Annotated in this window: 23 protein-coding genes and 7 pseudogenes; 15 read left to right on the forward strand and 15 right to left on the reverse strand. The window is 52.2% G+C overall.

The window, feature by feature from the left end; all coding sequences use genetic code 11:
- The first annotated feature begins 99 nt into the window (after window positions 1-99).
- Window positions 100-807, forward strand: a complete 708-nt coding sequence (gene mpaA, locus JNO11_RS10160) for a murein tripeptide amidase MpaA (RefSeq protein ID WP_191922167.1) — start codon at window positions 100-102, stop codon at window positions 805-807.
- Here the strand turns inward: mpaA and ycjG are convergent.
- On the reverse strand, window positions 782-1,729 hold the full coding sequence (gene ycjG / locus JNO11_RS10165) for an L-Ala-D/L-Glu epimerase (RefSeq protein ID WP_325177267.1): 948 nt from the start codon (window positions 1,727-1,729) through the stop codon (window positions 782-784). The genes mpaA and ycjG overlap by 26 nt on opposite strands.
- 184 nt (window positions 1,730-1,913) lie before the next feature.
- Between ycjG and tpx the strand changes: the two genes are divergently transcribed.
- Window positions 1,914-2,417 (forward strand): thiol peroxidase, encoded by a 504-nt coding sequence (tpx, locus tag JNO11_RS10170; protein WP_010244619.1) that lies wholly within the window; start codon window positions 1,914-1,916, stop codon window positions 2,415-2,417.
- A 51-nt stretch (window positions 2,418-2,468) separates the two neighbouring features.
- On the opposite strand, the gene tyrR is transcribed toward tpx, so the two are convergent.
- The gene (gene tyrR / locus JNO11_RS10175; RefSeq protein WP_031591537.1) at window positions 2,469-4,034 is read right to left on the reverse strand and encodes a transcriptional regulator TyrR; all 1,566 of its coding nucleotides are present in this window, start codon (window positions 4,032-4,034) and stop codon (window positions 2,469-2,471) included.
- Window positions 4,035-4,263: 229 nt separating this feature from the next.
- Here tyrR and JNO11_RS10180 point away from each other — a divergent pair, with 229 nt between their 5' ends.
- The 3 genes and pseudogenes from JNO11_RS10180 (at window position 4,264) to JNO11_RS10190 (ending at window position 7,041) form a co-directional block, all read left to right on the forward strand.
- Entirely contained in the window at window positions 4,264-4,620 is a 357-nt protein-coding gene (locus tag JNO11_RS10180) for a GtrA family protein (protein WP_033769136.1), read from the forward strand.
- Window positions 4,620-5,625, forward strand: a pseudogene (locus JNO11_RS10185) (glycosyltransferase family 2 protein). Before JNO11_RS10180 ends, JNO11_RS10185 begins: the two are co-directional and overlap by 1 nt.
- A 39-nt stretch (window positions 5,626-5,664) precedes the next feature.
- Entirely contained in the window at window positions 5,665-7,041 is a 1,377-nt protein-coding gene (locus JNO11_RS10190) for a hypothetical protein (protein ID WP_325177268.1), read from the forward strand.
- Window positions 7,042-7,084: 43 nt separating this feature from the next.
- On the opposite strand, the gene JNO11_RS10195 is transcribed toward JNO11_RS10190, so the two are convergent.
- From JNO11_RS10195 to pspA, 6 genes and pseudogenes are all read right to left on the reverse strand, one after another.
- Window positions 7,085-8,146, reverse strand: coding sequence for a YcjF family protein (locus JNO11_RS10195; RefSeq protein ID WP_010244604.1), 1,062 nt, complete (start codon window positions 8,144-8,146; stop codon window positions 7,085-7,087).
- A pseudogene (locus JNO11_RS10200) lies at window positions 8,143-9,541 on the reverse strand (YcjX family protein). The gene JNO11_RS10195 and the pseudogene JNO11_RS10200 overlap by 4 nt, the downstream one beginning before the upstream one ends.
- Window positions 9,522-9,770, reverse strand: a complete 249-nt coding sequence (gene pspD / locus JNO11_RS10205) for a phage shock protein PspD (protein ID WP_010670225.1) — start codon at window positions 9,768-9,770, stop codon at window positions 9,522-9,524. The pseudogene JNO11_RS10200 and the gene pspD overlap by 20 nt, the downstream one beginning before the upstream one ends.
- Before the next feature lie 61 nt (window positions 9,771-9,831).
- A complete protein-coding gene (pspC, locus tag JNO11_RS10210) occupies window positions 9,832-10,182 on the reverse strand; it encodes an envelope stress response membrane protein PspC (RefSeq protein WP_010244595.1) in 351 nt (116 codons plus the stop codon).
- On the reverse strand, window positions 10,179-10,406 hold the full coding sequence (gene pspB, locus JNO11_RS10215; protein ID WP_010244592.1) for an envelope stress response membrane protein PspB: 228 nt from the start codon (window positions 10,404-10,406) through the stop codon (window positions 10,179-10,181). Before pspB ends, pspC begins: the two co-directional genes overlap by 4 nt.
- 35 nt (window positions 10,407-10,441) lie before the next feature.
- Complete coding sequence (pspA, locus tag JNO11_RS10220) at window positions 10,442-11,107, reverse strand: phage shock protein PspA (protein ID WP_010244588.1); 666 nt, start codon at window positions 11,105-11,107, stop codon at window positions 10,442-10,444.
- A 164-nt stretch (window positions 11,108-11,271) separates the two neighbouring features.
- On the opposite strand from pspA, the pseudogene pspF reads away from it, so the two are divergent.
- Window positions 11,272-12,274 (forward strand): annotated as a pseudogene (pspF, locus tag JNO11_RS10225) (phage shock protein operon transcriptional activator).
- A 92-nt stretch (window positions 12,275-12,366) separates the two neighbouring features.
- On the opposite strand, the pseudogene JNO11_RS10230 reads toward pspF, so the two are convergent.
- Together JNO11_RS10230 and JNO11_RS10235 are read right to left on the reverse strand one after the other, a co-directional pair.
- Window positions 12,367-13,604, reverse strand: a pseudogene (locus tag JNO11_RS10230) (MFS transporter).
- Between the two features lie 150 nt (window positions 13,605-13,754).
- The gene (locus tag JNO11_RS10235) at window positions 13,755-13,940 is read right to left on the reverse strand and encodes a hypothetical protein (RefSeq protein WP_010244578.1); all 186 of its coding nucleotides are present in this window, start codon (window positions 13,938-13,940) and stop codon (window positions 13,755-13,757) included.
- Between the two features lie 172 nt (window positions 13,941-14,112).
- On the opposite strand from JNO11_RS10235, the gene sapA reads away from it, so the two are divergent.
- From sapA to JNO11_RS10255, 4 genes are all read left to right on the forward strand, one after another.
- Window positions 14,113-15,735: an ABC transporter substrate-binding protein SapA gene (gene sapA, locus JNO11_RS10240; protein ID WP_325177269.1), complete on the forward strand. Its 1,623-nt coding sequence runs from the start codon at window positions 14,113-14,115 to the stop codon at window positions 15,733-15,735.
- Window positions 15,736-16,701, forward strand: a complete 966-nt coding sequence (gene sapB, locus JNO11_RS10245; protein WP_010244573.1) for a putrescine export ABC transporter permease SapB — start codon at window positions 15,736-15,738, stop codon at window positions 16,699-16,701. It abuts the gene before it with no gap.
- A gap of 151 nt (window positions 16,702-16,852) precedes the next feature.
- Window positions 16,853-17,059, forward strand: a complete 207-nt coding sequence (locus JNO11_RS10250) for a hypothetical protein (RefSeq protein WP_010244571.1) — start codon at window positions 16,853-16,855, stop codon at window positions 17,057-17,059.
- Window positions 17,060-17,354: 295 nt separating this feature from the next.
- On the forward strand, window positions 17,355-18,290 hold the full coding sequence (locus JNO11_RS10255; RefSeq protein WP_325177270.1) for a hypothetical protein: 936 nt from the start codon (window positions 17,355-17,357) through the stop codon (window positions 18,288-18,290).
- Window positions 18,291-18,521: 231 nt separating this feature from the next.
- Here JNO11_RS10255 and JNO11_RS10260 read toward each other — a convergent pair whose 3' ends face one another.
- Both JNO11_RS10260 and JNO11_RS10265 read right to left on the reverse strand, forming a co-directional pair.
- Window positions 18,522-18,743 carry a helix-turn-helix transcriptional regulator gene (locus tag JNO11_RS10260; RefSeq protein WP_325177271.1) on the reverse strand — a complete coding sequence of 74 codons (222 nt, stop codon included), beginning with the start codon at window positions 18,741-18,743 and terminating at the stop codon, window positions 18,522-18,524.
- A gap of 425 nt (window positions 18,744-19,168) precedes the next feature.
- Complete coding sequence (locus tag JNO11_RS10265) at window positions 19,169-19,291, reverse strand: hypothetical protein (RefSeq protein ID WP_257026613.1); 123 nt, start codon at window positions 19,289-19,291, stop codon at window positions 19,169-19,171.
- A 156-nt stretch (window positions 19,292-19,447) separates the two neighbouring features.
- On the opposite strand from JNO11_RS10265, the gene JNO11_RS10270 reads away from it, so the two are divergent.
- Window positions 19,448-19,651: a hypothetical protein gene (locus JNO11_RS10270; protein WP_325177272.1), complete on the forward strand. Its 204-nt coding sequence runs from the start codon at window positions 19,448-19,450 to the stop codon at window positions 19,649-19,651.
- Window positions 19,652-19,719: 68 nt separating this feature from the next.
- On the opposite strand, the pseudogene JNO11_RS10275 reads toward JNO11_RS10270, so the two are convergent.
- Window positions 19,720-20,000, reverse strand: a pseudogene (locus JNO11_RS10275) (Arm DNA-binding domain-containing protein); the annotation flags it as partial.
- Between the two features lie 174 nt (window positions 20,001-20,174).
- On the opposite strand from JNO11_RS10275, the pseudogene sapC reads away from it, so the two are divergent.
- The 3 genes and pseudogenes from sapC (at window position 20,175) to sapF (ending at window position 22,867) form a co-directional block, all read left to right on the forward strand.
- Window positions 20,175-21,066 (forward strand): annotated as a pseudogene (gene sapC / locus JNO11_RS10280) (putrescine export ABC transporter permease SapC).
- Window positions 21,067-22,062 carry a putrescine export ABC transporter ATP-binding protein SapD gene (sapD, locus tag JNO11_RS10285; RefSeq protein ID WP_325177273.1) on the forward strand — a complete coding sequence of 332 codons (996 nt, stop codon included), beginning with the start codon at window positions 21,067-21,069 and terminating at the stop codon, window positions 22,060-22,062.
- A 1-nt stretch (window position 22,063) separates the two neighbouring features.
- Complete coding sequence (sapF, locus tag JNO11_RS10290) at window positions 22,064-22,867, forward strand: putrescine export ABC transporter ATP-binding protein SapF (protein WP_325177274.1); 804 nt, start codon at window positions 22,064-22,066, stop codon at window positions 22,865-22,867.
- Between the two features lie 48 nt (window positions 22,868-22,915).
- On the opposite strand, the gene JNO11_RS10295 is transcribed toward sapF, so the two are convergent.
- Together JNO11_RS10295 and JNO11_RS10300 are read right to left on the reverse strand one after the other, a co-directional pair.
- Window positions 22,916-23,683, reverse strand: a complete 768-nt coding sequence (locus JNO11_RS10295) for an HNH endonuclease family protein (RefSeq protein WP_325177275.1) — start codon at window positions 23,681-23,683, stop codon at window positions 22,916-22,918.
- Between the two features lie 4 nt (window positions 23,684-23,687).
- The gene (locus JNO11_RS10300) at window positions 23,688-24,596 is read right to left on the reverse strand and encodes a DUF262 domain-containing protein (protein ID WP_325177276.1); all 909 of its coding nucleotides are present in this window, start codon (window positions 24,594-24,596) and stop codon (window positions 23,688-23,690) included.
- A gap of 235 nt (window positions 24,597-24,831) precedes the next feature.
- Between JNO11_RS10300 and fabI the strand changes: the two are divergent.
- A pseudogene (gene fabI, locus JNO11_RS10305) lies at window positions 24,832-25,621 on the forward strand (enoyl-ACP reductase FabI).
- The last annotated feature ends 41 nt before the right edge of the window (window positions 25,622-25,662 follow it).

A 25,662-nucleotide genomic window follows, 5' to 3' on the forward strand; every position in this document is an offset into this window, starting at 1 on the left:
TGTGCAGGGCACTTTAGCGCAAATGGCTGACAGATAAATAGCTATTTTCCGCGCACGGCTTTTCCGCTACTTTTAGTAAAACCCTTTGAGGAAATAACTATGTCGCCACTCCATCCACGTCCCCTGCGCGGCAAACTGGACGTCCCCTATCAGCAGTATGGCCGCTCAGTGCTGGGCGCGCCGCTGCTCTGGTTTCCGGCGCCGCTGGGCGATCCCGAGAGCGGGTTGATTCTGGCGGGCACTCACGGTGATGAGAATGCGGCCATCGCCACCCTCTCCGCCGCATTACGGACGCTGCCTGATGGAATGCGTCGGCACCACGTGGTGTTGGCGGTCAATCCTGATGGCTGTCAGCTCGGACTGCGCGCGAACGCAAACGGCGTCGATCTCAACCGCAACTTTCCGGCGGCGAACTGGCAGTCAGGCGAGACGGTGTATCGCTGGAACAGCGCTGCCGATGAGCGTGATGTGGCGCTCTCGACCGGGACTCATCCGGCTTCTGAACCGGAAACCCAGGCGCTCTGTGCGCTGATTCATCAGCTGAAACCACGCTGGATCGTCTCATGGCATGAACCGCTGGGCTGTATCGACGACCCGCATCAGACAGAGATTGGTGGCTGGCTGGCCAGCCACACCGGCCTTCCGCGGGTCAGCAGCGTTGGTTATGACACGCCAGGCTCATTCGGCAGCTGGTGTAAAGATCTCAGCCTGCCCTGCGTCACTGCTGAAATGCCGGTGATTTCAGTGGATGAAGCCACTGAAACCTACCTGGAGATGATGGTTAACCTGCTGCGCTGGCAGCAATGATCAGTTGACCGTTGCGCACTTTAATCGCCGGTTCTGCATCCACCGCCAGCCAGGTCGGCCCGTCGAGATCGGCAAAGCGAGTCTGCGGCACCAGCGGCAGTGCGGCGCGTATCGCCCGCGAGGTGCAGAGCATGCAGCCGAGCATGACCGCAAACCCCTGCTGCTGAGCCGCATCGGCCAGCGCCAGCGCCTCGGTCAGCCCGCCCGCTTTATCCAGCTTAATGTTGACCATCTCATAACGACCTCGCAGTGCCGCCAGACTTTCGCGGGTGTGACAGCTCTCATCGGCGCAGATCGGTAATGGATGGATAAAGTTCTCCAGCGCCGCATCCTCACCCGCTGGCAGGGGCTGTTCCAGCATCGCCACATTGATGTCCGCCAGCAGCTGACAGCGCGCCGCCAGACCTTCAGCGTGCCAGGATTCATTGGCATCCACAATCAGGGTCGCGTCCGGCACGGCGGCGCGAATCGCCATCAGCCGTTCGGTAATGAAATTATTATCCAGCTTAATCTTCAGTAGTGTTGCCCCATGCTGCCACAGCGCCAGCGCGCTGCTGGCCATCGCCTCGGGAGTATCAATGCTGACGGTCTGCGCGGTCACCACATCCTCAGGTGCGGTTACGCCGCTAAGCTGCCAGAGGCTTCTCTGCTGCTGATGTGCGGCGAGATCCCACAGAGCGCTGTCAATGGCGTTGCGCGCCGCCCCGGCTGGCAGCGCCTGTTGTAACGCCTCGCGCGTCATGCCCTGTTGCAGCGCGGGCAGCAGCGCGGCGATTTGCGCCAGTACCGACGCCTCGCTTTCACCATAGCGCGCATAAGGCGTCGCTTCGCCAACGCCTTTTACTCCGTCTTCCTCAATTTCAACCACCACCACTTTGACTTCAGTCCGGGTTCCACGGGCAATGACAAACGGCGTATGCAACGGCCAGGCTTCGGGATAACTTTTTTACCGTTCTCATTTCCACTCCACAATGTGCGACGCAGTGGCAGACCGCCACGTTAAATTCCACAATTGAACTCGTAAACCCTTAACATTTATGTCATAAACAACGGCTATCTTTTGCCGTTTTGTGTCAGATCTTTTTTTATCATTAAAAGGAATCACTATGTCTCAGACTGTTCATTTTCAGGGTAACGCCGTACCGGTTGCTGGTCAGTTTCCTCAGGCTGGCGATAAAGCCAAAGCTTTCACGCTGGTAGCGAAAAACCTTGTCAACGTCGCGCTCTCTGAGTATGCAGGAAAACGCAAAATTCTGAACATTTTCCCGAGCGTAGATACCGGTGTCTGTGCTTCATCGGTGCGCAAGTTCAATCAGGCTGCAAGCGAACTGAATAACACCGTGGTGTTATGCATCTCTGCCGATCTGCCGTTTGCCCAGTCGCGCTTCTGTGGCGCAGAAAACCTGAACAACGTGGTGACGTTGTCGACCCTGCGCGGCTCAGAGTTTAAATATGATTATGGCGTGGAAATTGCCGATGGTGCGCTGGAAGGTCTGACCGCACGTGCCGTAATTGTGCTGGATGAGAACGATAAAGTGATCTACAGCCAGCTGGTTGATGAAATCACCACTGAGCCAGATTATGACGCTGCGCTGACCGCGCTGAAATAATAAAAAAAAGCGGATAACCAGGTTATCCGCTTCTCATCTTCTGTTTGCCGTTTATTCGCTTTCGGTGCGCTTCTGCCCCAGACCATACTCCCGCAATTTATTCGCAATCGCCGTATGCGACACACCAAGCCGTTTTGCCAGTTTTCGAGTGCTGGGATAGGAGAGATAGAGCCGCGTCAGAATCGACCGTTCGAAACGACTGGTGATCTGATCCAGCGTCCCTTCCAGCGCCTCATCGCCCAGTGACACATCCAGTGCCTGTTCAGGCAACACGATATCCTGCGGACGCAGTTCGTAACCTTCGAGTTGGGTTAACGCCCGATAAAGCGCATTTTTCAGCTGACGCACGTTGCCAGGCCAGGCGTAGCGAGTCAGAAAAGCGTTAAGCTGCGGCGAGAGTCGCGGACGCGCCATCCCCTGCTCATCCGCAAAGCGGGCAACAAACATCTCGGTCAGCGGCAGAATATCCTGCGGACGATCGCGCAGAGGCGGCAGTTGCAGCGTCAGCACATTGAGCCGGTAAAAGAGATCCTCGCGGAATTCTCCGCGCTGCACCAGCTCAATCAGGTTTTTCTGCGTAGCGCAGATTACCCGCACATTGACATGGACTTCATGCTCTTCACCGACGCGGCGGAAGGTACCATCATTGAGAAAACGCAACAGCTTGGTCTGCATTCTCGGCGACATCTCACCAATCTCATCCAGCAGCACAGAGCCGCCATTAGCCTGCTCAAAAAAGCCCTTCTTACCTTCCAGCGCATTCGGATAGGCTCCGGCGGCATGACCAAACAGCTCGCTTTCGGCGACGTCATCGGGCAGAGAGGCACAGTTCAACGCCAGGAAGGGATTCTTGCCGCGGGCACTGCGCAGATGGCAGGCGCGTGCCAGCATATCCTTCCCGGTGCCGGTGTCGCCAACGATCAGTAAGGGCGCATCGAGCATCGCCAGTTTACGCGCCTGATCCACCACCTGACGCATCTTCGGCGTGACAGCAATGATATGGTCAAACTCCGATTCATCGGTGACCACCAGATTCTGCAACTGACGACCCATGCGGGCTGTCGACTTCAGCATCACCATCGCCCCCACTGGCCTGTCGTTCTGGCCCTCTTCGCCCGGCAGATAAATAGGACGCGCTTCCATCAGAAAATCGCGGCCCTCAATGACCACATGCTGCGCCTGCGCTTCAACCCGATCGCTCTCCAGCCAGCGCATGAAGTTGAAGCCGTTAATCAGGTTACCGGCGCTGAAGTTGCGCATCTTCTCTTCATCGAGATTAAACAGGTTCTGTGCGGCCGGATTAGCCAGTTCAACCTTGCTTTTCAGATCGATGGAGAAAACCGGATCCGGCATCGCCACCAGCAGGGCGCTCAGCGCACGATGCTCGCGTTCAGAGGGCATGTACGCTACCGTGCGCACATCTGTTACGCCCGGTGTACGCCGGATTTCAGCCATCAGATTGCTGAAGGCATCAAACTCCAGTGCAGAAAAGTTCAGGTAGATGCGGCCCAGCGCCGTGATTTCGATACCGCGTAAATCAATGTTGCGTGCCACCAGCAGATCGAGCAGTTCACGCGTCAGACCGAGTCGGTCCTGACAGAACACTTCCAGACGCATTGCGTTCGCCTTAATCAGGTTCAGATAAGACAATAATACGCTAAGTCGCGCACCTGCAGAAAGGGATCTGTCAGGAAAAGTTGACAGCTTCGACGCGTATGGCGGACTTTTGTACTGCTCTGCTTGATCAGCCGATCCCCCACTAATTGTCAGCCTTTGTCAGCACCAGACTGTTGATTGCTGGCGGATTGCTGTATATTTTGCCCAACCGATTAGAAATGATTATAATATGCTGACTTTCTTCGCAAAATATCTGACTGTGGGTCTGGTAAATACCCTGATTCATTGGGTGACCTTTTTTATCTGCCTCAGTCTGGGGCTGTTCCAGTCGACCGCGAACCTGATTGCATTTTGTCTGGCCGTCACCTTCTCTTTCTTTGTTAATGCGCGCTGGACATTTAACCAGCAGGCGACAGCGTGGCGATATATTCTTTACGTCGTTTTTATGGGCGCGATGGCATTCAGCGTCGGTTATCTGGCTGATCGATTCGGCCTCTATCCGATTATTACGCTGATCACCTCATCGGCTATCAGTCTGGCGTGTGGCTTTCTTTTTTCCCGCTTTATCGTATTTAAAGGAGAATAATGAAAATCTCTCTGGTGGTACCGGTATTTAATGAAGAGGAGGTCATCCCTCTTTTTTTATGACGCGGTCAGAAAATATGAAGCGCTGGCAGCCTGGCAGGTTGAGATTGTTTTTGTTGATGATGGCAGCACAGATGCAACGCATGCGCTGATTACCCAACTGAGTCAGAGCGATCCGCTGGTACGTAGCCTGTCGTTTATTCGTAATTTCGGCAAGGAACCCGCGCTGTTTGCCGGCCTGGAAGCCGCAACCGGCGATGCCGTTATCCCGATAGATGTGGATTTACAGGACCCCATCACTGTTATCCCTGAGATGATCAGCAAGTGGCTGGCGGGTGCTGATATTGTTCTTGCCAAGCGGATGGACAGAAGTGCCGATGGCCACCTCAAACGCAAAACCGCCCGCTGGTTTTACAAACTGCATAACAGCATCAGCCATCCGCAGATAGAAGAGAATGTCGGTGATTTCCGGCTGATGTCGCGTGAAGTCGTCGAGAATATTAAGCTGCTGCCCGAGAAGAATCTCTTTATGAAGGGGATTCTGAGCTGGGTCGGCGGAAAGACTGATATCGTAGAATATGTGCGTACTGAGCGGATCGCGGGCCATAGTAAATTCGGCGGCTGGAAACTGTGGAATCTTGCGCTGGAGGGACTGACCTCATTCTCTACGGTTCCACTTCGCATCTGGTCATATCTGGGTTTTCTGGTGGCCTCGCTAGCTTTTCTATATGGACTCTGGATGATCCTGGATAAGTTGCTGTTTGGTAACCCGGTGCCAGGCTACCCCTCTATTCTGGTTTCCGTGCTGTTTCTTGGTGGCGTTCAGCTTATTGGGATTGGCGTGCTGGGTGAATATATCGGCCGCATTTACATGGAAACCAAAAATCGTCCTCGCTATATTTTGCGAAAATCCGCGCCGAAAAAAATTAACTCCCCCTCAGAATACCGACTAAATTGCCCACTCAGGGGCAGAGAAGATGGACAGATTAATAAGGATGACAGATGATCGCCACTGATACCGGCATAACCCGCCGTCAGGTCTTTTTTGCTTTTTGTGATAGTTTTCCTGATTGCTTACAGTCCTGCTTATTTAACCCATTACGCCTACACCGATGACTGGACGAACCTCTACTGGGCTAATTTTGACAAGCTGAGTATTTTAAACTGGGACACGTTATCCGGCAGGCCGGTATATGGCATTATTCAGTACAGCGCCTCTTTTCTGGTGGAGAGCGTAGAACGCCTGGCACTGCTGCGTTCTGTCGCAATTGTTCTGCTCATCTTTACCGGATACTACATCTATACCCTGTGTCAGAAATATGCGCTGATGGAGAATCAGGCTCAGCGGATCACCTTTGCGTTATTGCTTTGTCTGCTGCCCTCATTCCAGGTTTATATTGCATGGGCATCCTGCTTTCCCTATATCGCTGCAATTCTGCTGGCAGGTGCCAGCTACCGCTTCTCGATAAAACCGGGCATCACAGGTCGCATTATAGCGGTCTGCCTTCTGACCATGGCCTTCTGTCTTTATCAACCCGCAGCGATGAGCTTTACCTTCTTTGCCGCACTGGATTTGTGCCTTTCAGAGCGAAAAATCGATAAGAAGCGTGCGGTAATCTCTCTGATAGTGCTGGGCGCAGGAATGTTCGCAGCGCTCATTGCCTCGAAGGTACTGCCTGTCCAGATTTATGGTCATTCGCTGCCGCGTTCCGCATTCAGCTACGACGTTCCGGTTAAACTGAAATGGTTTTTCAGCGAATACCTTAAGAACGTTATCTGTAACTTTGACCTCGGCGCAAAATCCGTGTCGGTGATCATCTCATCGATCATTATTGGCTTTGGGCTTAAGAAAATTAAAGCAGCAGGCAACGACAAATTTTATCTGATGTTTATCTTATTGCTGATTGCCGCGCTACCTAATCTGATTGTCAGTGAAAGTATGGCGGCCTACCGGACCCTGATTGCCGGTGCGCTGATCACCACCAGCGCGTTTATCCTGGGCCTGTTTGAAATCAGCAAAAAGTTAAAATGGAAAAAAACCTTTTATGCACTGCTGGTGATAGCTGCCGCCTCGCTGTCGATAAGTCACCTGATTAATGGCTACTCGGTACCCGCCCGCAAAGAATTTGCCCTGCTTGAGCAGGCAATCACTCAGCATGTACCTAAAGATTTTCAGGGTGCGCTCTATTATCGGCTGACCGGGGAGTATCTGCCCAAGGTTGCGACGCTACGGAAATATGATGATTTCGGCGGACTGGGGTTAAGCATGTCATGGACATTCGGCGGGATGGCGCATTTTATCAGGGAGAAAAATGGAATGGCCTACACGCTGCCAGCGGATCCGGTGATCACTGATGAGTCGGGCTGTCCGGGTGAGTGTCTGGTCATCGACTCCCGACAGGTGCTGCGCCAGCCACACTAAAGAATAAAGGCGGCAATGCCGCCTTTAATTTGTCACGAGAGCGTCAGGCTGACTTATTGCCACCCTTCTGCAACGCCTCTTTCAACTGGCCCAGCAGCTCACGACGGAAATCGCCGAGCCGTGGTTTATCCTGCTCCAGCCACGGCAGTGGACGGCACAGCTCCATCGCTTTGATGCCCAGCCTTGCAGTCAGCAAACCCGCGCCAATGCCCTGCGCGGCGCGCGTGGAAAGCCGGGCGGCAATATCCTGCGACATCCAGTCCATACCCACTTCCCGCACCAGTTCGGAAGCCCCGGCAAAGGCCATGTTGAGCAGCACCAGACGGAACAGCCGGATGCGGCTGAAGTAACCCAGCTCAATGCCGTAAATAGCCGCGATGCGATTGACCAGCCGCAGATTACGCCAGGCGATAAACGCCATATCCACCAGCGCCAGCGGGCTGACCGCAATCATCAGCGTGGCTTCAGCAGCATGACGGCTGATTTCGCGCCGCGCCTGCCGATCCAGCACCGGCTGCACCAGTTGCGCATATAAACGGACAATTTCACTGTCATTGTGGGTTTCGTGCAGCGATGCATGCCAGCGCTGCAGGGCCGGATGCGCCTGATCCAGCTCGGCCTGCTGCGCCAGTTTTTCGCAGAAGGCCCGGCCTTTGCCGATGCCATGACTGTGCAGCAGCTCACGGCCCACATCCCGCTCCTCGGCGCGCTGACGCAGCTGATAGAGACGGCGCCACTCGGTGGTCAGCGCACCCACACCCGCCAGGACGATCAGACCACCCGCCACGCCGCTGCCCAGTGAAAACCAGTCGCGGGCCAGCCAGGCGTCATGTGTCCACTGGACACCCTGCGCAATCACGCTGACGCCAAACAGCAGCGCGCCAGCGGTCACCAGTTTGCGCCACAGGCTGCGCTTAGGTTTCAGCGCAGCCTCCACCGCCCGTTCACCTGCGCCCTCCTCTTCGACAGCGACTTCTTCATCCTGCACCGCCAGAAACGCCGCCTGCGCTTCCGCTTCAAAAGTCTGTGCCGGGCGCAGCGGCGTGGCGCTGCTCTCATCCAGCGGACGGGCAAAATCGATACGCGGCTTCAACGGATCACTCATCGCAATTTATCTCCCAATAAAAATTCCAGCGCGGCATCCATGCGGATATGTGGCAGCGGGCGATCGACGTCAAGCTGCTGCGGCCGGAACTGTTCAAACTGAAAACCCTGTTGTTGCCAGAAGGCATTACCAGGCAGACGCGGCGGGACTTCACCCGGATAGACGGTGAGCGGCTCACCATCATCCAGCCGGTTTCCGCGCAGGGCCGGGATCTTCTCGCCCCGGTGATCGACCAGCCCGCTCTGCGTCGCCTGCACCGACGCCAGCCCGATGCAATCCATGCTAATCCCCCTCAAACGCCGCGTTCTGCCAGGCATCCTGCACCAGCTGCTGCAACAGTGACACCATATTGCCGTGCTGATCGCTGGTGATGTGATCGGCCTTGGTGGCGGCAAACAGCAATTTGTCGATTACCGGTGAAAAGAGCCGACGAAACAGGGTTCGCTGACCGTAATGAAAACTCTGCATCAGCTGCGTCAGTGCCAGCCGCATGTCGTTAAACGCCTGGGGTCCGCTGTTAAGCGGTTGCAGGCAGTCAACCAGCACAATCTGACGGTCAAAACGCAGGAAGTGATTTTTATAGAAACCTTTCACCACATGCTGACAGTAGTAGTTAAACCGCTGCTGCAGCATGCTGAAGTTACTGCCCTTGTCCGCCTGTGCCAGCTTAGTGAGTTGCGCTTCATCAGCCGTCGGCCAGGGGAAGAACTGCAGCGCGGGAGCGCCTGCCATATCGCCAGGCAGCACGAAGCGACCGGGCTGAATAAAGTGTAAGCCTTCAGATTTGCAGCGATGCAGATAGTCGGTCCAGGCAGCGGCAATCTCTGCCAGCTGGGTTTCATCGGCGGGTGCAAGCGGGTCGAGTTTTTCGCAGAGGGTTCGCCATGGCTTTGCCCACTCAGCACGATCGCCCTGCAGCAGACCGTTCATCTGCCGGGACCAGGCGAGATAATCCTGCGCCAGCATCGGCAGATCCAGCAGCCATTCGCCGGGATAGTCGACAATCTCCAGATAGAGTGTCGCGGTCTCTTTCAGGTGACGCAGCAGCGAATCATTGGGACGATAACGCAGCGCCAGGCGCATTTCGCTGACGCCGCGTGTGGGTGTGGGCCAGGCAGGCGGCGTGCTGTAGAGCTGTGCCAGCCCTTCGTCATAGGTGAAACGGGCCGTGCCCATGTCACGCTGGGGTACCCGCTTTACGCCTAACAGGCGCTCATCCCGCACCACGGAAAACAGCGGCAAACGCGCGCCGCTGTGAACGGTTAAAAGCTGATTAACCAGTGAGGTGATGAAGGCGGTTTTGCCGCTGCGGCTTAATCCGGTTACCGCCAGCCGCAGGTGGCGATCAACGCCACGGTTCATCAACGCCATCAATTCAGTTTGCAGTCTTTTCATCTTTCTCCCTGATGAAGCGCGATGCCACCCGGTTCATCACGCGTTTCAGCAATGGCTCAAGCGCCACAGCCAACAGCAGACGTAACGGGCGTCGCGCTACCGATTTCACTGCCCAGCCAGTGACACCGGCGGGACCGTAGGTAACAGCATTAATAATGATGAATTTAGCGGCCGACTTCAATGCAGGTGCCGCGCGGTGACGAAAAGCAGTGGATCGCGAAAAAGACATCAACACCTCCATTGAGTGAGCGAACGGGCCTGAGACAGGCCCGGCAATAACAGTAGCAGAATCAAATCTGGCGGAAGCGGCTGCGCACGCTGAAGGTTTCAGACGTCACATAGCGTTCCAGGTCGCGCACGCTGCGCTCATCCCGTTGCAGGGTGCTCTCCAGCTGATCCAGCAGTTCACTGGCACTGGGCTGGCGCTCAGTCTGGGAGGCAGAGGCGGGTTTCACATCCAGTACAAAACCCAGCACAAAGTAGGCGATCACCGTAAAGAGAAACAGGCCAAAGAACAGTGATAACACCACGATGACACGCAGCAGACGAACCGGAATATCGAGATACTCTGCCAGGCCTGCGCAGACACCCATAAATTTCCCTTCATCTGGCTTGCGCCACAACTTGCGTCCTTTAATCATGGCTGCCTCCAGTTTGGATGTTCAGCGTCCAGAATCGCTTCCAGCGCGTCAATACGTTCGCGCATCCGCTGCGCGTCCTGGGTCACGCGCTGCAGGCGCTGGATTTCGCTTTGCGACAGTTCCGAACCGCCGTTGCGTTTGTTGTTGTAATGCAGCCATAACCAGATCGGTGCGACAAACAACACGAAGATCGTTAACGGTATGGCGAAAAAAAGTGCGCTCATTGACTCTCCTTAATCACTTATCGCAACGTCGATGATTACTCACTGCGGTTCATTTTGGCTTTCAGCGCATTAAGCTGCTCGCTGATTTCATCGTCCGCTTTCAGGTCAGTAAACTCCTGGTTCAGCGTCTTTGGTTTACCAAAACCGTGGCTTTCTGCTTCCGCTTCCATATGGTCGATGCGACGTTCAAAAGATTCAAACCGTGCCATTGCTTCATCGATCTTACCGCTGTCCAGCTGACGACGAACATCGCGTGATGAAGAGGCCGCCTGATGACGCAGCGTCAACGCCTGCTGACGGGCGCGTGTCTCACTCAGTTTTTTCTCCAGCTCGCTGATTTCGCCTTTCATGCGCTCCAGCGTCTCTTCAACATGACCCACTTCCTGTTTCAGGGAGGCGATAAGATCGGTGAGTTTCTGTTTTTCAATCAGCGCCGAACGGGCCAGATCATCTTTATCTTTGCGCAGCGCCAGCTCCGCTTTTTCCTGCCACTCAGCCTGCTGAATCTCCGCCTGATCAATACGGCGTGACAACTGTTTCTTTTCAGCCAGTGCGCGTGCAGAGGTGGAGCGCACTTCAACTAAGGTGTCTTCCATTTCCTGAATCATCAGCCGGACCAGTTTCTGCGGATCTTCCGCACGCTCCAGCAGAGAATTAATGTTGGCATTAACGATGTCGGCGAAACGAGAAAAAATACCCATAATGATGTTCCTCTTTTAATGTTTTAAAACGTGAAGTCCTGCTGAGTTAATACAAAATGCGTGCCAATTTTATAATTTATTGATTTTTATCATATTTTAAATTTTACAGCCCTTCCCGCTTGTTTTAAGATAGTCAAAATGATTAAGGGGTGGCGAAATTCATCATGACAGGCACTAGCGATAATCTTCTGGGGGGAGTCGAACAATTTTCTTGAGGTGCTGGAGCAGGTTTCCAAACTGGCTCCCCTTGAGAAACCGGTACTGGTGATTGGTGAGCGTGGAACGGGCAAAGAGCTGATTGCCAGCCGACTGCACTATCTCTCTGACCGCTGGCAGGGGCCGTTTATCTCGCTGAACTGTGCCGCGCTGAATGAAAACCTGCTCGATTCTGAACTGTTTGGTCATGAGGCTGGCGCCTTTACCGGGGCGCAGAAGCGCCATCTTGGCCGTTTTGAGCGTGCTGACGGCGGCACGCTGTTTCTCGATGAGCTGGCAACGGCACCAATGCTGGTTCAGGAAAAGCTGCTCAGGGTAATTGAATATGGACAGCTGGAGCGGGTCGGCGGCAATCACTCCCTGCAGGTAAATGTGCGACTGGTCTGTGCGACCAACGAAGACCTGCCCGCGCTGGCGGCGGCGGGAAAATTCCGCGCCGATTTGCTGGATCGTCTGGCCTTTGATGTGGTGCAGTTACCGCCACTGCGCGAACGACGCAGCGATATACTGGTGATGGCCGACCATTTCGCTATCCAGATGTGTCGCGAGCTCGGCCTGTTACTTTTTCCCGGCTTTACCCCACGGGCACAGCAGGCTCTGCTTGATTACCACTGGCCCGGCAACGTTCGCGAACTTAAAAATGTGGTGGAGCGCTCGGTCTATCGTCATAACAGCAGCGAGCAGCCGCTGGATAATGTGATTATCAACCCGTTTGCTTCACGCCCTGAACCGATTGCTGTCATCCGGACCAGTCAGGAGGCGGATAGCAGCGCGCTGCCTGCCCTGCCGCTGGATCTGCGTCAATGGCAGAATCAGCAGGAGCGGGATCTGGTGGAAGCCAGCCTGCAACAGGCACGTTATAACCAACGCCGTGCGGCTGGCTTATTAGGCGTCACCTATCATCAGTTGCGCGCAATGATGAAGAAGCACGATATAAAAGCAGAGAGTTAATTAACGCCGCCCCAACCTATGATTTTTCTCTGCTTTGTGAATTAACAACCCGGTATAAACCGGGCTTTTTTTCACGTTGAGCCACCTATCCATTATGTGCTGTGCGACTTAGTCCCCATTTTTTCAGGTTGCCTGATGGCAGGAACCAGACCGACGCCAGCGGTAGCCATCACCACGGCCAGCGCTGACATCAGCAATACAGCACTCATACCAAAGTGTGTTGCCAGCGGCCCCGCGACCAGTTGTCCAAAGGGAATGGCGATAAAGGAACCCATCGCATCATAAGCGTACACGCGAGCCAGCTTATCCGGTGGGATATGAGTCTGTAATGAGTGCGCCCAGGTTACGCCGAACAGGCCCAATGACATGCCAGCAATGAAGAATCCCACTATCAGCAGTGCTGCTGACGCATTCTGGCTCAGCATAAATATTGGAAGTGCGCAAAGACCCGCCAGCATCGCGCCAATCAGAAGGTCACGACGTGGATGCCATTTCATGGCCAGAAATGAACCTGCAATTAAACCTACGCTATGAGCAGCCACAATAATTCCCCATCGCGCCCGCCCGAAAGAGGCGTCGGCAATCATCGGGCCAAATACCTCTACAATTCCATTGAACGCGACGTTGATAATGGCGAACTGAAGGACTATCGACCAAATCCAGCTTCGTCCGGCGAACTCTGCCCAGCCTTCTTTGATATCGCGCAGGATATTGCCTTGCGAATCCGCGGCTTTATTCGATTTCACACGGATCAGGAAATAGAGCGGCGCGGAAACAGCAAAACCCAGCGCATCAATTGCCAGCCCCCAGCCCGGCCCGACAGCGCTGGTGATAATTCCCCCCCAGCGATGCCCCCATTACTGTACCGCCATAAATACCCAGCTGAATTAACGCGTTAGCCTGACGCAAATCCGTTGCAGGAACTACCTGCGGAACCAGCGCAGACGATGCAGGCAGTGCGATGCCTGCCGCCGCACCATTCAGGGCACCCAGCAAAGTCAGGCTAATGACAGTTGCGGAGCCATCGAGTACAGACCAGGCGACGATAGCCTGAGAAACAGCGGCAACTACTGCCGATGAAACTAATACCCGACTGCGTGAGTAGCGATCGGCGACCACACCGCCCACCAGCAGGAAAAGCACGTTACACAGTGAACGGGACGCAACCACTATCCCTAAATCAGAAGCAGACCCGCCAATATCCAGTACCGCGAAAGCCAGCGCAATGGGTGCAATCCCATTGCCCAGCACGGTGAACAGGCGTCCAAAAAAAGAGATAGCGAAAGGATGTATGCTGAAAAGCCTGAACGTTTTTTTGGAATTTATTCATTGCCAGGAATGGGTGACCAGAAGATGAGCTTATAGTACCTGCGTTTTTGTAATAGTTAAGTGCGGTTTAATTCAGGACCCGCTTAGTTAAACGGGAGGCCAGCAGAGATAACATCAGCATTACCTCACTTTTCTCTCCCTTTTTTCATCGCTACACCGCATTCAAAGCGCCGGCTCTTTCAGCAGCTTTCCCTTCCCCGTCCAGGCAGACATGCCACTCTGCAAAAGCCAAAAAAAAGCCCGCCAACAGGCGGGCAACGATACTGGAAGCAATGTGAGCAATGTCGTGCTCTTCTTCGGCAGAGCTACCGTCGAAGCGCAGATGAATAATAATCATTCTTATTATCATCTGTAAACAAGTTATTGAGAATTTTTCTCATTACCACACCTTCTGTACGCTCTTTTTTACCGCCGCGATGATGAAAATCAGTCTGGCAGCGGTTGCAGGTTTTGGGACAATGCCCGCTTTGCGATACACTCTGTTTAATGCCTCAAAATCGTTGAGTTCTATGTCAAAACTAATATGTTCGCTGTTGCTAAGCCTCAGCGTGTTGAGTGCCCCTGCGTGGTCAGCGCCTGCGAGTGATATCCGCCAGACCGGCTTCGTCTATTGCGTCAGCGGCACGCTGAACACCTTTAATCCGCAGATGGCCAGCAGCGGGCTGACTGTCGATACGCTGGCGGCACAACTCTATGACCGCCTGCTGGATGTCGATCCTTACACCTATCGTCTCAAGCCCGATCTGGCGTCCAGCTGGGAAGTGCGCGATAACGGCGCAACGTATCGCTTTCATCTGCGCAGCGGCGTGCAGTTTCAGCAGACGAATCAGTTCCGCCCCACCCGGGCGCTGAACGCCGACGATGTCGTGTTCAGCTTCGCCCGGATGTTTGACCGCAATCACCCCTGGCACAACGTCAACGGCGGCAACTATCCCTACTTTGACAGTCTGCAATTCTCCGACTCCGTGCAGAGCGTGAAGAAAATCGATAACAGGACGGTTGAGTTCAGGTTAAACAGCCCGGATGCGTCGTTCCTGTGGCACATGGCGACCCACTATGCACCAGTGCTGTCGAAAGAGTATGCCGACCAGCTTACCGCGCAGGGCCGGCAGGAAGAGATGGACAGACAACCGGTTGGCACCGGTCCTTATCAGCTCAGCGAATACCGCACCGGTCAGTACATCCGCCTGGCGCGCAATCCTCACTACTGGAAAGGGGTGCCGCGTCTGCAACAGGCGGTGATCGATCTCGGCTCGGGCGGCACCGGGCGGCTTTCCAAGCTTCTGACCGGTGAATGTGACGTGCTTGCCTATCCCGCGGCCAGCCAGCTCACCATCCTGCGCGATGACCCGCGCCTGCGGATGACGCTGCGTCCCGGCATGAACATCGCCTATCTGGCCTTTAATACCCGTAAGCCGCCGCTCGACCGCCCTGAGGTGCGTCACGCGCTGGCGCTGGCGATCAACAATGAGCGGTTGATGGAGTCAATCTATTACGGCACCGCCGAAACCGCCGCCTCGATATTACCTCGCGCCTCATGGGCATATGATAATGATGCGCGCATCACCAGCTATGATCCGGAGAAGTCCCGTGCCGCACTGGCGGCTCTGGGCATCAGCGATCTGCATCTGCGGCTGGTGGTGCCTGCCGCGTCGCAGTCGTGGAATCCCAGCCCGCTGAAAACCGCCGAACTGTTGCAGGCGGATCTGGCGCAGGTCGGCGTCCGGCTGACCATTGTGCCGGTTGAGGGCCGTTTTCAGGAGGCGCAGCTGATGGCGATGAATCATGATCTGACACTGTCAGGCTGGGCCACCGACAGTAACGATCCAGACAGTTTCTTCCGGCCGCTGCTCAGTTGTGCGGCGATTCGCTCGCAGACCAATTACGCGCACTGGTGCTCGCCGGCCTTTGACGAAACGCTGCAGAATGCGCTGTTATCACAACAACTCTCTGGCCGCATCGACAGTTATGACAAAGCGCAGCAGATTCTGGCGCAGGAGTTGCCGGTGCTGCCGCTGGCATCCTCTCTGCGACTGCAGGCGTTTCGTCATGATATTAAAGGGCTGGTCCTGAGTCCGTTTGGCAACGCCTCGTTTGCCGGGGTTTATCGTGAAAGCGATAAGGAAAAGTAAGTGATTATCTATATTTTGCGGCGCCTGCTGCTACTGATCATTACCCTGTTTCTGCTGTCGCTGGTGAGCTTCAGCCTGAGCTACTTTACGCCTGACGCCCCGCTGGAAGGCGCGGCGCTCTCGGACGCCTGGTGGTTCTGGTTTAAAGGGATGCTGCAGTTTGATTTCGGCGTCTCCAGCACCAACGGTCAGGAGATTGGCCTGCAACTGCGTGAGGTTTTCCCGGCCACCATGGAGTTGTGCATCCTGGCGTTTCTGTTCGCGCTGCTGGTCGGGATCCCGCTGGGGATCTGTGCCGGCGTGATGCGCAATAAATGGCAGGACAAAACCATCAGTGCACTGGCGCTGATTGGCTTTTCTGCGCCAATTTTCTGGCTGGCGCTGCTGCTGACGCTGTTCTTCTCGCTGACGCTGGGCTGGCTGCCGGTGTCCGGTCGTCACGACCTGCTCTATCCGGTGCAGAGTGTCACTGGCTTTGCGCTGATTGATGCCTGGATGAGTCCTTCGCCCTGGCGACATGAGATGATAATCAGCGTCCTGAACCACCTGATTTTACCGGTGCTGGTGCTGGCGATGGCGCCGACGACGGAAGTGATCCGCCTGCTACGCAACAGCACCAGCGACGTGATGGACAAAAATTATGTCAAAGCGGCGGCCACGCGGGGTCTTTCGCCGTTTACCGTGATCCGCCGCCACGTGCTGCACAATGCGCTGCCGCCGGTGATCCCGCGTCTGGGCCTGCAATTTTCCACCATGCTGACGCTGGCGATGATCACCGAGATGGTCTTTAACTGGCCGGGTCTGGGACGCTGGCTGATCAACGCGATTCGACAGCAGGATTACGCGGCGATCTCCGCTGGCGTGATGGTGATTGGCGGGCTGGTGATTCTGGTCAATGTGATTTCTGACGTGATTGGTGCGGCCATGAATCCGCTGAAACATAAGGAATGGTATGCCCTGCGCTAACGCTCAGGGCGCTAAGGCAAACATAGAATAAACATATGACTTTTGTCTTTCAGAAGTCGTGCTGCAAGCAGGAATTGATGTACACGAATATTGTTCCTGCAGAAACCGATTTAAGTTCGAAGCGTAAACATTAATGAGGAGATGAACATTTATGGATGAAGTTGATCTGGCACAGGAGCGTGAAGAAGCGCATCTCGCTGCCTCTCTGGCAGCTCGTAAGGCCAAACTTAAAAGCCCAAACGGCTTATGCATCTGGTGTAAAGATGAGCCCGTAGTGGCTGAAACTGCTTTCTGTTCAAGCGAGTGTGATGAGGATTATCACAAGCATCGCCGGGAGCAGAGCCAGCGGATTGTTTGAAAGAGAATGAAGTCACCCGGTCAGGCTATTACGCGGGTGACTCAGATAAACTTGATATAAATGTCAGGCAGCCCTCACAAATATAAAGCAATAAAACGACATCGCTTGATAGATTCTTGATATTTCCTTGTCTTTACGTTGATAAAATAAATGCATAATGCCCTGATTAAAATGTTACAGCAGAGACCATCTGTCCGGAGTTAGTGACAGGAAACAAAATAATATAGGGCGGCTGACATTCAGGAACCATCTTTTAACTCGATTTATCAGAGCGACTATCAGGTTTAACATTTATATGAGCCACTTCAAAAGAATGCTTTACGGCTGGGAAAAATCCGACGCTGGCATTTATGAGCACTGTTTTAACCGTTTTGGCGGGAGTGTTAATATGCATCCTGACGTGATCAGGTTTTTCTCATCTCGCACAGGTCATGAAGCAACGTATTTTCATAAAGAAAAGCAAGGTGGCTATATTGCCGCGTATGCCCTGCTGGATCACTCACAGATAGGTGTCGATCAATGGAAAAAATTCCCGCTATCTTATGATGAGATCATGGTGCCGGCGGCTAAAAATGCCTCTATGTGTTTCCCTGAAAGAACCAATAAAATGTCACATTTCAACAAGCACAATTTCATAAATTTTAACTTTTCTTTTGCCCGAAAAAATAAAGTGTGCTTTGTAAAAGAGAGCTATTCAGTTAAAACAGAAAAAAATCGCCGCAACGAATACAACCGGTTCATACGTGCGGGTGGCCGCTGCTGTGATATGAATCAATTCAGCCCTGAAGAGCTGGCAGACTATTATATCTTCCTTTTTAAATCCCGTTTCTCTGACAGCATAACCTGTTATTCCAGAGAGAACCTGATCACGCTTATTATTGCCATGAAAAGGATGCTCTTCGGCTATATTCTTTTTGTTGGGAACGAGCCATGCGCGATGGATCTGCTCTTCATGGCTGAGAGTGAACACATCATCTATTTTGATGTGCCAAACGGCGGCGTTAACATGAAATATTCGGACCTTAGCCCGGGAAGTTTACTTATGTGGAAAAACATTGGTGCGGCAAGGGACTTCTGTAAACAGACGGGCAAGGAGATGAGGCTTTCAATCGGTTCACTTGATAAAGAATGGACGTATAAGCTTCGCTGGGCGGATGCGCACTCCACGGGGAAAATAATTTTTTTAATCTTTCTTAGGAATCAGGCTTATTTTCTGCAACAGAGCGGCTGAAAATTAGCACAAAACGGCGCGTTCCTGAATTGCCAGGCACCCATGAAGGGTGTTTAAAGATAAAACGTTTAATCTCAGGGCCGATTTTAATTTTTTATGCATCGCGGTCCTTCCCCGCCGTCCTGTAGATAATAATTTGCTGCGGATACAATCCGGTAAACCTACGGCATTACGTAAGCTATTAACCTCTGCCTGAAAATGGTGTCATCGCTGGGGAAGCAGAGAGAGTTTTTATCTGATTTTTTTTGCAGCATCAGTGACTCGCCAGATGCCAGGAGGCATACCAAAATGTCGCGAGAAGGCGCGCGTGAACGTTTGCTGTGAGTCGTAGTTGAACTGATCAGCTACCTCTGCAATAGTGGCTTCAGTAAACCTTAAACTCAGCGAGGCCGCCTGCATTCTGGTGTTATTAATATATTTCCCGAGGCTGACTCCGCAATGTTTTGTGAACATTCTGTTAAGGTGCCATTTTGAATATCCACTTTTTTTTAGCAACTTTATCCAGGGTTATTTTTTCATCCGCATGATCATCAATCCATTTTATTAATGCATTAAAGAAGTTTTTATCTGTCATGCCATCCCCCTTTTGCGTTTTTTGCGGTCTCTTTTAATTCAAATCCATTATCACACAAAATTTAATTCTATATTGATCGTTTGCAATTCCCTTGTCTAAGCTCCTTTCATTTTATTCTCGTCACCGATTTATCTCCTTTAGTAAAAGGCTCTATCTCAGCACGAGACTATCCCTCAAAGTCATCAATGAACAATCAGGAAATGATGAAGAATCTGTCAATGCTGCACAAAAAGTGATCTCTGTTGAGGCGAACGTCTTAGGTGTTGGATGATCCGTCTTCCGTGGAAGATTTACGGTGTATTACTCATGCAGCATCATGAACGATTTCCTGTGCGGGTTCCGGCAGGGTTTCAGTAGTGAGCCATTCGCGCATAGCGTCTGCACCTGAAACCGCCAGGCGGGCATGCTTCCACAGCGGTCTGAACACCGGGACACCTGAAGCCAGTCGGTAATCGCGCATAATATCGGCATGAAGTAATCCACTGAGATGCCTGATATTTTCAGGATAGTCTAAAATTCTTTAAGTAGGCGTCAGCAACAAACCTCGCGGTAACGACGCGGTTTATCAGAAAGAGGACGAAAAATGAAATTCGCTGTAATTTTTGAAGATACCGGCGTTGAAGAGGAACATGAGTTTGACACCAAACCTGTGGCCGGAGATTTAGTGACGTTAACGCGCGATGGGATAGGTAAAGATTATATCGTAATCATTGAGCCGGATCCTGACCACACCCATGACGATGGGCCTGACGGACACCCGACAAAGGCCAGTGTCCGGCCAGCGTAGCCTCCGCTAAGATCTACTCCGCCGCCCAACAGGGCGGTTTTTATTGCCTGTTATCCGGAGGTGAATATAACTTTTTTCAGGCTGTTCAGGATGATATGCCGACGCGGATCATAACCCTTTGCAATCCAGAGCCGAAATTGCTGACGCCGTTTCCTTGCCTGTAACAGGGATATCGACGGATAATCCCCTGTAGACAGCTGACGGGCTAACCCTCCCAGCGCTAACGGTAGAAAAATGTCACGCCGCCTCGAATGGAGAGCCTGACATTCAGTCCGGACGAGTTGAAGATAACCTCTGCTTTGTCGCGGCGCTTACCCAGCGCTTTCCTGAGCTTAGTGTCTGTCTGCAATGTGTACATCTTCTTTGCGTCTACGCAGAGGCGTACACAAAACACATAAATTACCGCTACTCAGAGTCAGCCATGATAAAGAAACATAAAGCATGTCCTTAGGATAACCCTCTGATATGAATGATTTTTATAAAGAAACGTTGTCCGAACTCAAGCACAATAAAGTGAAAGCGTATGCCCTCCGATAATATCTACGCCGAAAAACGCCTGCCCAGCGCGTTTCGTCAGAGCTGGCACCATTTCTATGGCAACCCGATTTCGATGGTCGGGCTGTATGGCTTTGGCGCACTGCTGCTGCTCTGTCTGTTTGGCGGGCTGATAGCGCCATACGATATCGATCAGCAGTTCCTGGGTTATCAGTTGCTGCCGCCATCCTGGTCACATTATGGCGATGTTTCCTTCTTTCTCGGCACCGACGATCTGGGTCGGGATGTGCTGAGCCGCCTGCTGAGCGGTGCGGGCCCGACGGTGGGTTCGGCGATTCTGGTGACGCTGTTCGCCACGCTCGGCGCGCTGGTGCTGGGCGTACTGGCGGGCATGACGCATGGCATACGCTCGGCGGTGATGAACCACGTGCTGGACACCCTGCTCTCTATTCCGTCGCTGTTACTGGCGATTATCGTGGTGGCGTTTCTCGGACCACGACTCGAGCATGCATTGCTGGCGGTCTGGCTGGCGCTGATTCCACGTCTGGTGCGCGAGATTTACAGTGCCGTGCATGATGAGCTGGAAAAAGAGTATGTGGTGGCGGCACGTCTTGACGGTGCCAGAGGCCGCAACATCCTGCGCTACGCCATTTTGCCTAACATTTTACCGTTGCTGATCACCGAAATTACCCGCGCGCTATCGATGGCGATTCTGGATATTGCCGCACTCGGATTTCTCGATCTGGGCGCGCAGCTGCCTTCGCCCGAATGGGGAGCGATGCTGGGTGATTCGCTGGAGCTGATCTACGTCGCCCCCCTGGACCGTTATGCTGCCGGGTGTGGCGCTGATGGTCAGCGTATTAATTGTTAACCTGCTCGGTGACGGCATACGTCGCGCCGTCGAAGCGGGAGTGGAATAAATGCCGTTACTCGATATCCGTAATCTGACCATTGAATTTATGACCGCTGACGGACCGGTCAAAGCGGTCGATCGCGTCAATCTGACGCTGGGCGAAGGTGAAATCCGTGGCCTGGTCGGTGAGTCCGGCTCCGGTAAGAGTCTGGTTGCCAAGGCGATCTGCGGCGTAACTAACGATAACTGGCGTGTCACCGCCGATCGCATGGTATTTGATGATGTCGACCTGCTGCGCCTGTCGTCGCGCGAGCGCCGCCGCATTATCGGACATAACGTCTCGATGATTTTTCAGGAGCCGCAATCCTGTCTGGATCCCTCTGAAAGCATCGGTCGTCAGCTGATGCAGGTGATCCCGCGCTGGACGTATAAAGGTCCGTGGCTGAAACGCTTCTGGTTCTGGCGCAAAACCCGCGCCATCGAACTGCTGCATCGCGTCGGCATTAAAGATCACAAAGATTTAATGCGCAGCTTCCCCTATGAGCTGACCGAAGGCGAATGCCAGAAAGTCATGATCGCGATTGCGCTGGCTAATCAGCCGCGTCTGCTGATTGCCGATGAGCCGACGAATGCCATGGAACCCACTACGCAGGCGCAGATTTTCCGCCTGCTGAGCCGTCTGAACCAGAATAACAACACCACCATTCTGTTGATCAGTCATGACCTGCGCACCATGAGCCAGTGGGCGGACCGTATCAACGTGATGTACTGTGGTCAGACGGTAGAAACCGCCCAGAGCGAAGATTTAATGAGTACGCCGCACCATCCTTATACTCAGGCGCTGATTCGGGCGATGCCCGATTTTGGACGATCCCTGCCGCACAAAAGCCGTCTCAATACCCTGTCAGGGGCGATCCCGTCGCTGGAGAGCCTGCCGATTGGCTGTCGTCTGGGGCCACGTTGCCCTTATGCGCAGCGCAAATGTATTGAAACGCCACGGCTCACCGGCAGCAAAACGCATCTTTATGCCTGTCATTTCCCGCTGAATATGGAGGGCCAGTAGCATGGAGACCCTGCTGGAAGTGCGCAACCTGAGTAAAACCTTTCGCTATCGCACGGGCCTGTTCCGCCGTCAGCACGTTGAGGCGGTGAAGTCGGTCAGTTTTACCCTACGCGAGAGGCAGACGCTGGCGATAATCGGCGAAAATGGCTCCGGCAAGTCCACGCTGGCGAAGATGCTCAGCGGCATGGTCGCCCCTACCGAAGGTGATATTCTGATAGACGATCATCCGCTGACCTTCGGCGATTATGGCTATCGCAGTCAGCGCATCCGCATGATTTTCCAGGACCCCTCAACCTCACTGAATCCGCGTCAGCGTATCAGCCAGATTCTGGAGTTCCCGCTGCGGCTCAATACCGATCTCAGCGCGGAGGATCGAGAGAAACGCATTATCGCTACCCTGCGTCAGGTGGGATTACTGCGCGATCACGCCGGCTATTATCCGCACATGCTGGCACCCGGTCAGAAGCAGCGTCTGGGGCTGGCCCGCGCGTTGATTTTGCAACCCAAAGTGATTGTGGCCGATGAAGCGCTGGCCTCACTGGATATGACCATGCGTTCCCAGCTGGTGAATCTGATGCTGGAACTGCAGGAGGAGCATGGTATCGCATACATTTATGTTACCCAGCATCTGGGGATGATGAAGCACATCAGTGACAAGGTGCTGGTGATGCATCAGGGCGAAGTGGTCGAGCGCGGCGGCACCGCTGATGTACTGGCCTCCCCGCTGCACGATCTGACCCGACGACTGATCAGCAGCCACTTTGGCGAAGCATTGAGTGCCGAAGCCTGGCGGCGGACTAAATGATGTCTATACGTATTTATATGTACAGACATCATTTTTTTCGAAGTTAAGTTAAATAGACCATACGGCTTTGGCTTGCTTAGCTAAGTAAGCCTGCCTCAATCTTATCGTCTCCGGGGTCCAACTCTGATAACCAAACTTTTTAGATAATTCATATTTACTTTCTTGATAGGCTTTTGCTTTAACATTAATCATTCCATTTGCAACAGTCTTATTTTTATTTGCTTCAAGTAAAGTAAAGTTTCCAATTCTATAAATAAAACTCTCTTGAGTGTCAACCGGAAAATCTATCTCCCAATCTACTGAAGGATTTTCAGGTAAGATATGCTCTAATGTTCCCGGGTCATTTTCATAATCTTTATATGAGGAACTTAAATGGCTTTCAATTGTATAAAGGATATACCTGGCTAGTTTAGCAGACCGCTTTGTCTTAATGGATTTCTCCTCAAAGTTTCTTGTAAATTCATCATCCGAAATATATAAACCTTTTAGTTTATCAAAAACTTCCTGAGCCCTAGTTATCCTTCCTGAGCTTATAAGAATTGCTGTGTCTGCATAAATTTTCTCCATGGCATTTGGATTCTGCCCAGATATTATCAAATATCTAAATGAGATAACTGTACAAATCCTTAATACTTTCGTAAACTCATCGCTATCAAGATGTTGATTAGCAGCCATGAGTAAAGGGAAACATTGTGAAACCTTAAAAAGATCTAGTTCTTTAACGTGTTTTTTATTCTTTGAATTATTTTCCCAATATTCATTATTTGGTTCGTTTAACGCTGAATAAACACTAGCCATCCCCTCCAATTGTTTCATGAGTTCAAAGGCTTGCGAGGGGGGATTTAACTTCTTGCTTTATTGTTTTGAACAATTCTTTTTCTTGAATCAATCCTTTCGTAACCATCCATGAGTGTCGTAGAAATTTAGGGAAGTTAGAATATGAAACTTGATTAATGATCGACTCCCATAAATATTTTATATGCTCACGGTCATCTTCACTCACAATAGAAAATATATAATTTTTGAGTAAATCCGTAACAGACAACTCCAAACCTCTGTCATTTAAAGTCTCAAATATCAAAAATGCACTGAGATCAGTTGTCGCAGTGATTTTTATGAAAAGCAGGTTGTCAGAAATATATTCCACAAAATCGATAAGAGATGCAACTCCTCCAGAATTCACAATCTCTTTCTGGAGTTTATCTTTAAAGAAAAGATAGCAAGAATAAAGTTGTTTGTTACTTTTTAATTGGTTTCTAAGATTTACTGGCTTTCTCAATGGGAGAAGAAACGTTGTAAAAAATGGATCATTATTTTCATTAAGCTTAAGCTTGTTTATTGTAGTTAATGAAGATAATGATTTTTTACCAATATAATTATCCATCAGAATATCTTTTCTTTGCTGATTTTCTTCAATATCAGTCCCCTGCTCAATCATATCATTAACAATCCCTATAGCAGATAAAATAACTAGTGAAAGGGTTGTTAATCTCTGCTGTCCATCAATGACTTCAAAACTTTTCTTTTCTCTCGGTATAAGGACAACTGATCCCATGTAGTGTTTGGATTCAACAGTCCTGTTTGCTTCAATATCGTTCCATAAATCTTCCCAATTTGCTTCCTCCCAAGAATAGTCTCGTTGATACATCGGAATAACAAACCTACTGTCACTTTTGATAATTTTACCAAAAGACTCAGCACCAGCACTCAAAAGGCTATCAGCACTCATCAAAACTCCTTAATATTATTGCAATTTTCTCAATTTCATTGGATTAAGCCACTTCCACCCAGACTTTCTGGCATCATTTTTTCTTAAGTATTTTGATAGTTCAACTTATATTTTGACCAACTGTCTTGATTAACTATGTAAAGCGAATGTGCTAGAATCCGCACGTCGATTAACGTCGGTCGCTCACTTTTTAACCATGCGGCCGCCAACTACAATGACCATAAGGATTACAGCTATGGGTTTTCTTTCCGGTAAGCGCATTCTGATTACTGGCGTTGCCAGTAAACTTTCCATCGCCTACGGTATTGCACAGGCGATGCACAAACAGGGCGCAGAACTGGCTTTCACCTACCAGAACGACAAATTAAAAGGTCGTGTGGAAGAGTTTGCCAAAGATTTGGGTTCAGACATCGTGCTGCCATGTGACGTAGCCGAAGATGAGAGCATCAAATCTCTGTTCACTGAACTGGCAAAAACCTGGCCGAAATTTGACGGTTTCGTTCACTCTATCGGTTTCGCCCCCTGGCGAGCAGCTGGTTGGCGACTACGTGAACGCCGTTACCCGCGAAGGCTTTAAAATCGCGCATGACATCAGTGCTTACAGCTTCGTCGCGATGGCCAAAGAGTGCCGCGAGATGCTGAATCCACACTCTGCGCTGCTGACACTCTCTTACCTGGGTGCTGAGCGCGCGATCCCGAACTACAACGTGATGGGTCTGGCGAAAGCGTCGCTGGAAGCCAACGTGCGCTACATGGCAAACGCCATGGGCCCGGAAGGCGTGCGTGTTAACGCCGTTTCTGCCGGTCCAATCCGCACCCTGGCAGCATCAGGCATCAAAGATTTCCGTAAGATGCTGGCACACTGCGAAGCGGTCACCCCGATTCGCCGTACCGTTACCATCGAAGATGTCGGCAACTCAGCAGCATTCCTCTGCTCTGACCTGGCTGGCGGCATCACCGGTGAAGTGGTACACGTTGATGGCGGCTTCAGCATCGCCGCAATGAACGAACTGGAACTGAAATAAGTTCTGCAAGGGTGAGCCTGGCTCGCCCTTCTCTTTGCTCC

Source organism: Pantoea sp. 1B4, assembly GCF_016925765.1.
Lineage (GTDB): Bacteria > Pseudomonadota > Gammaproteobacteria > Enterobacterales > Enterobacteriaceae > Pantoea > Pantoea agglomerans.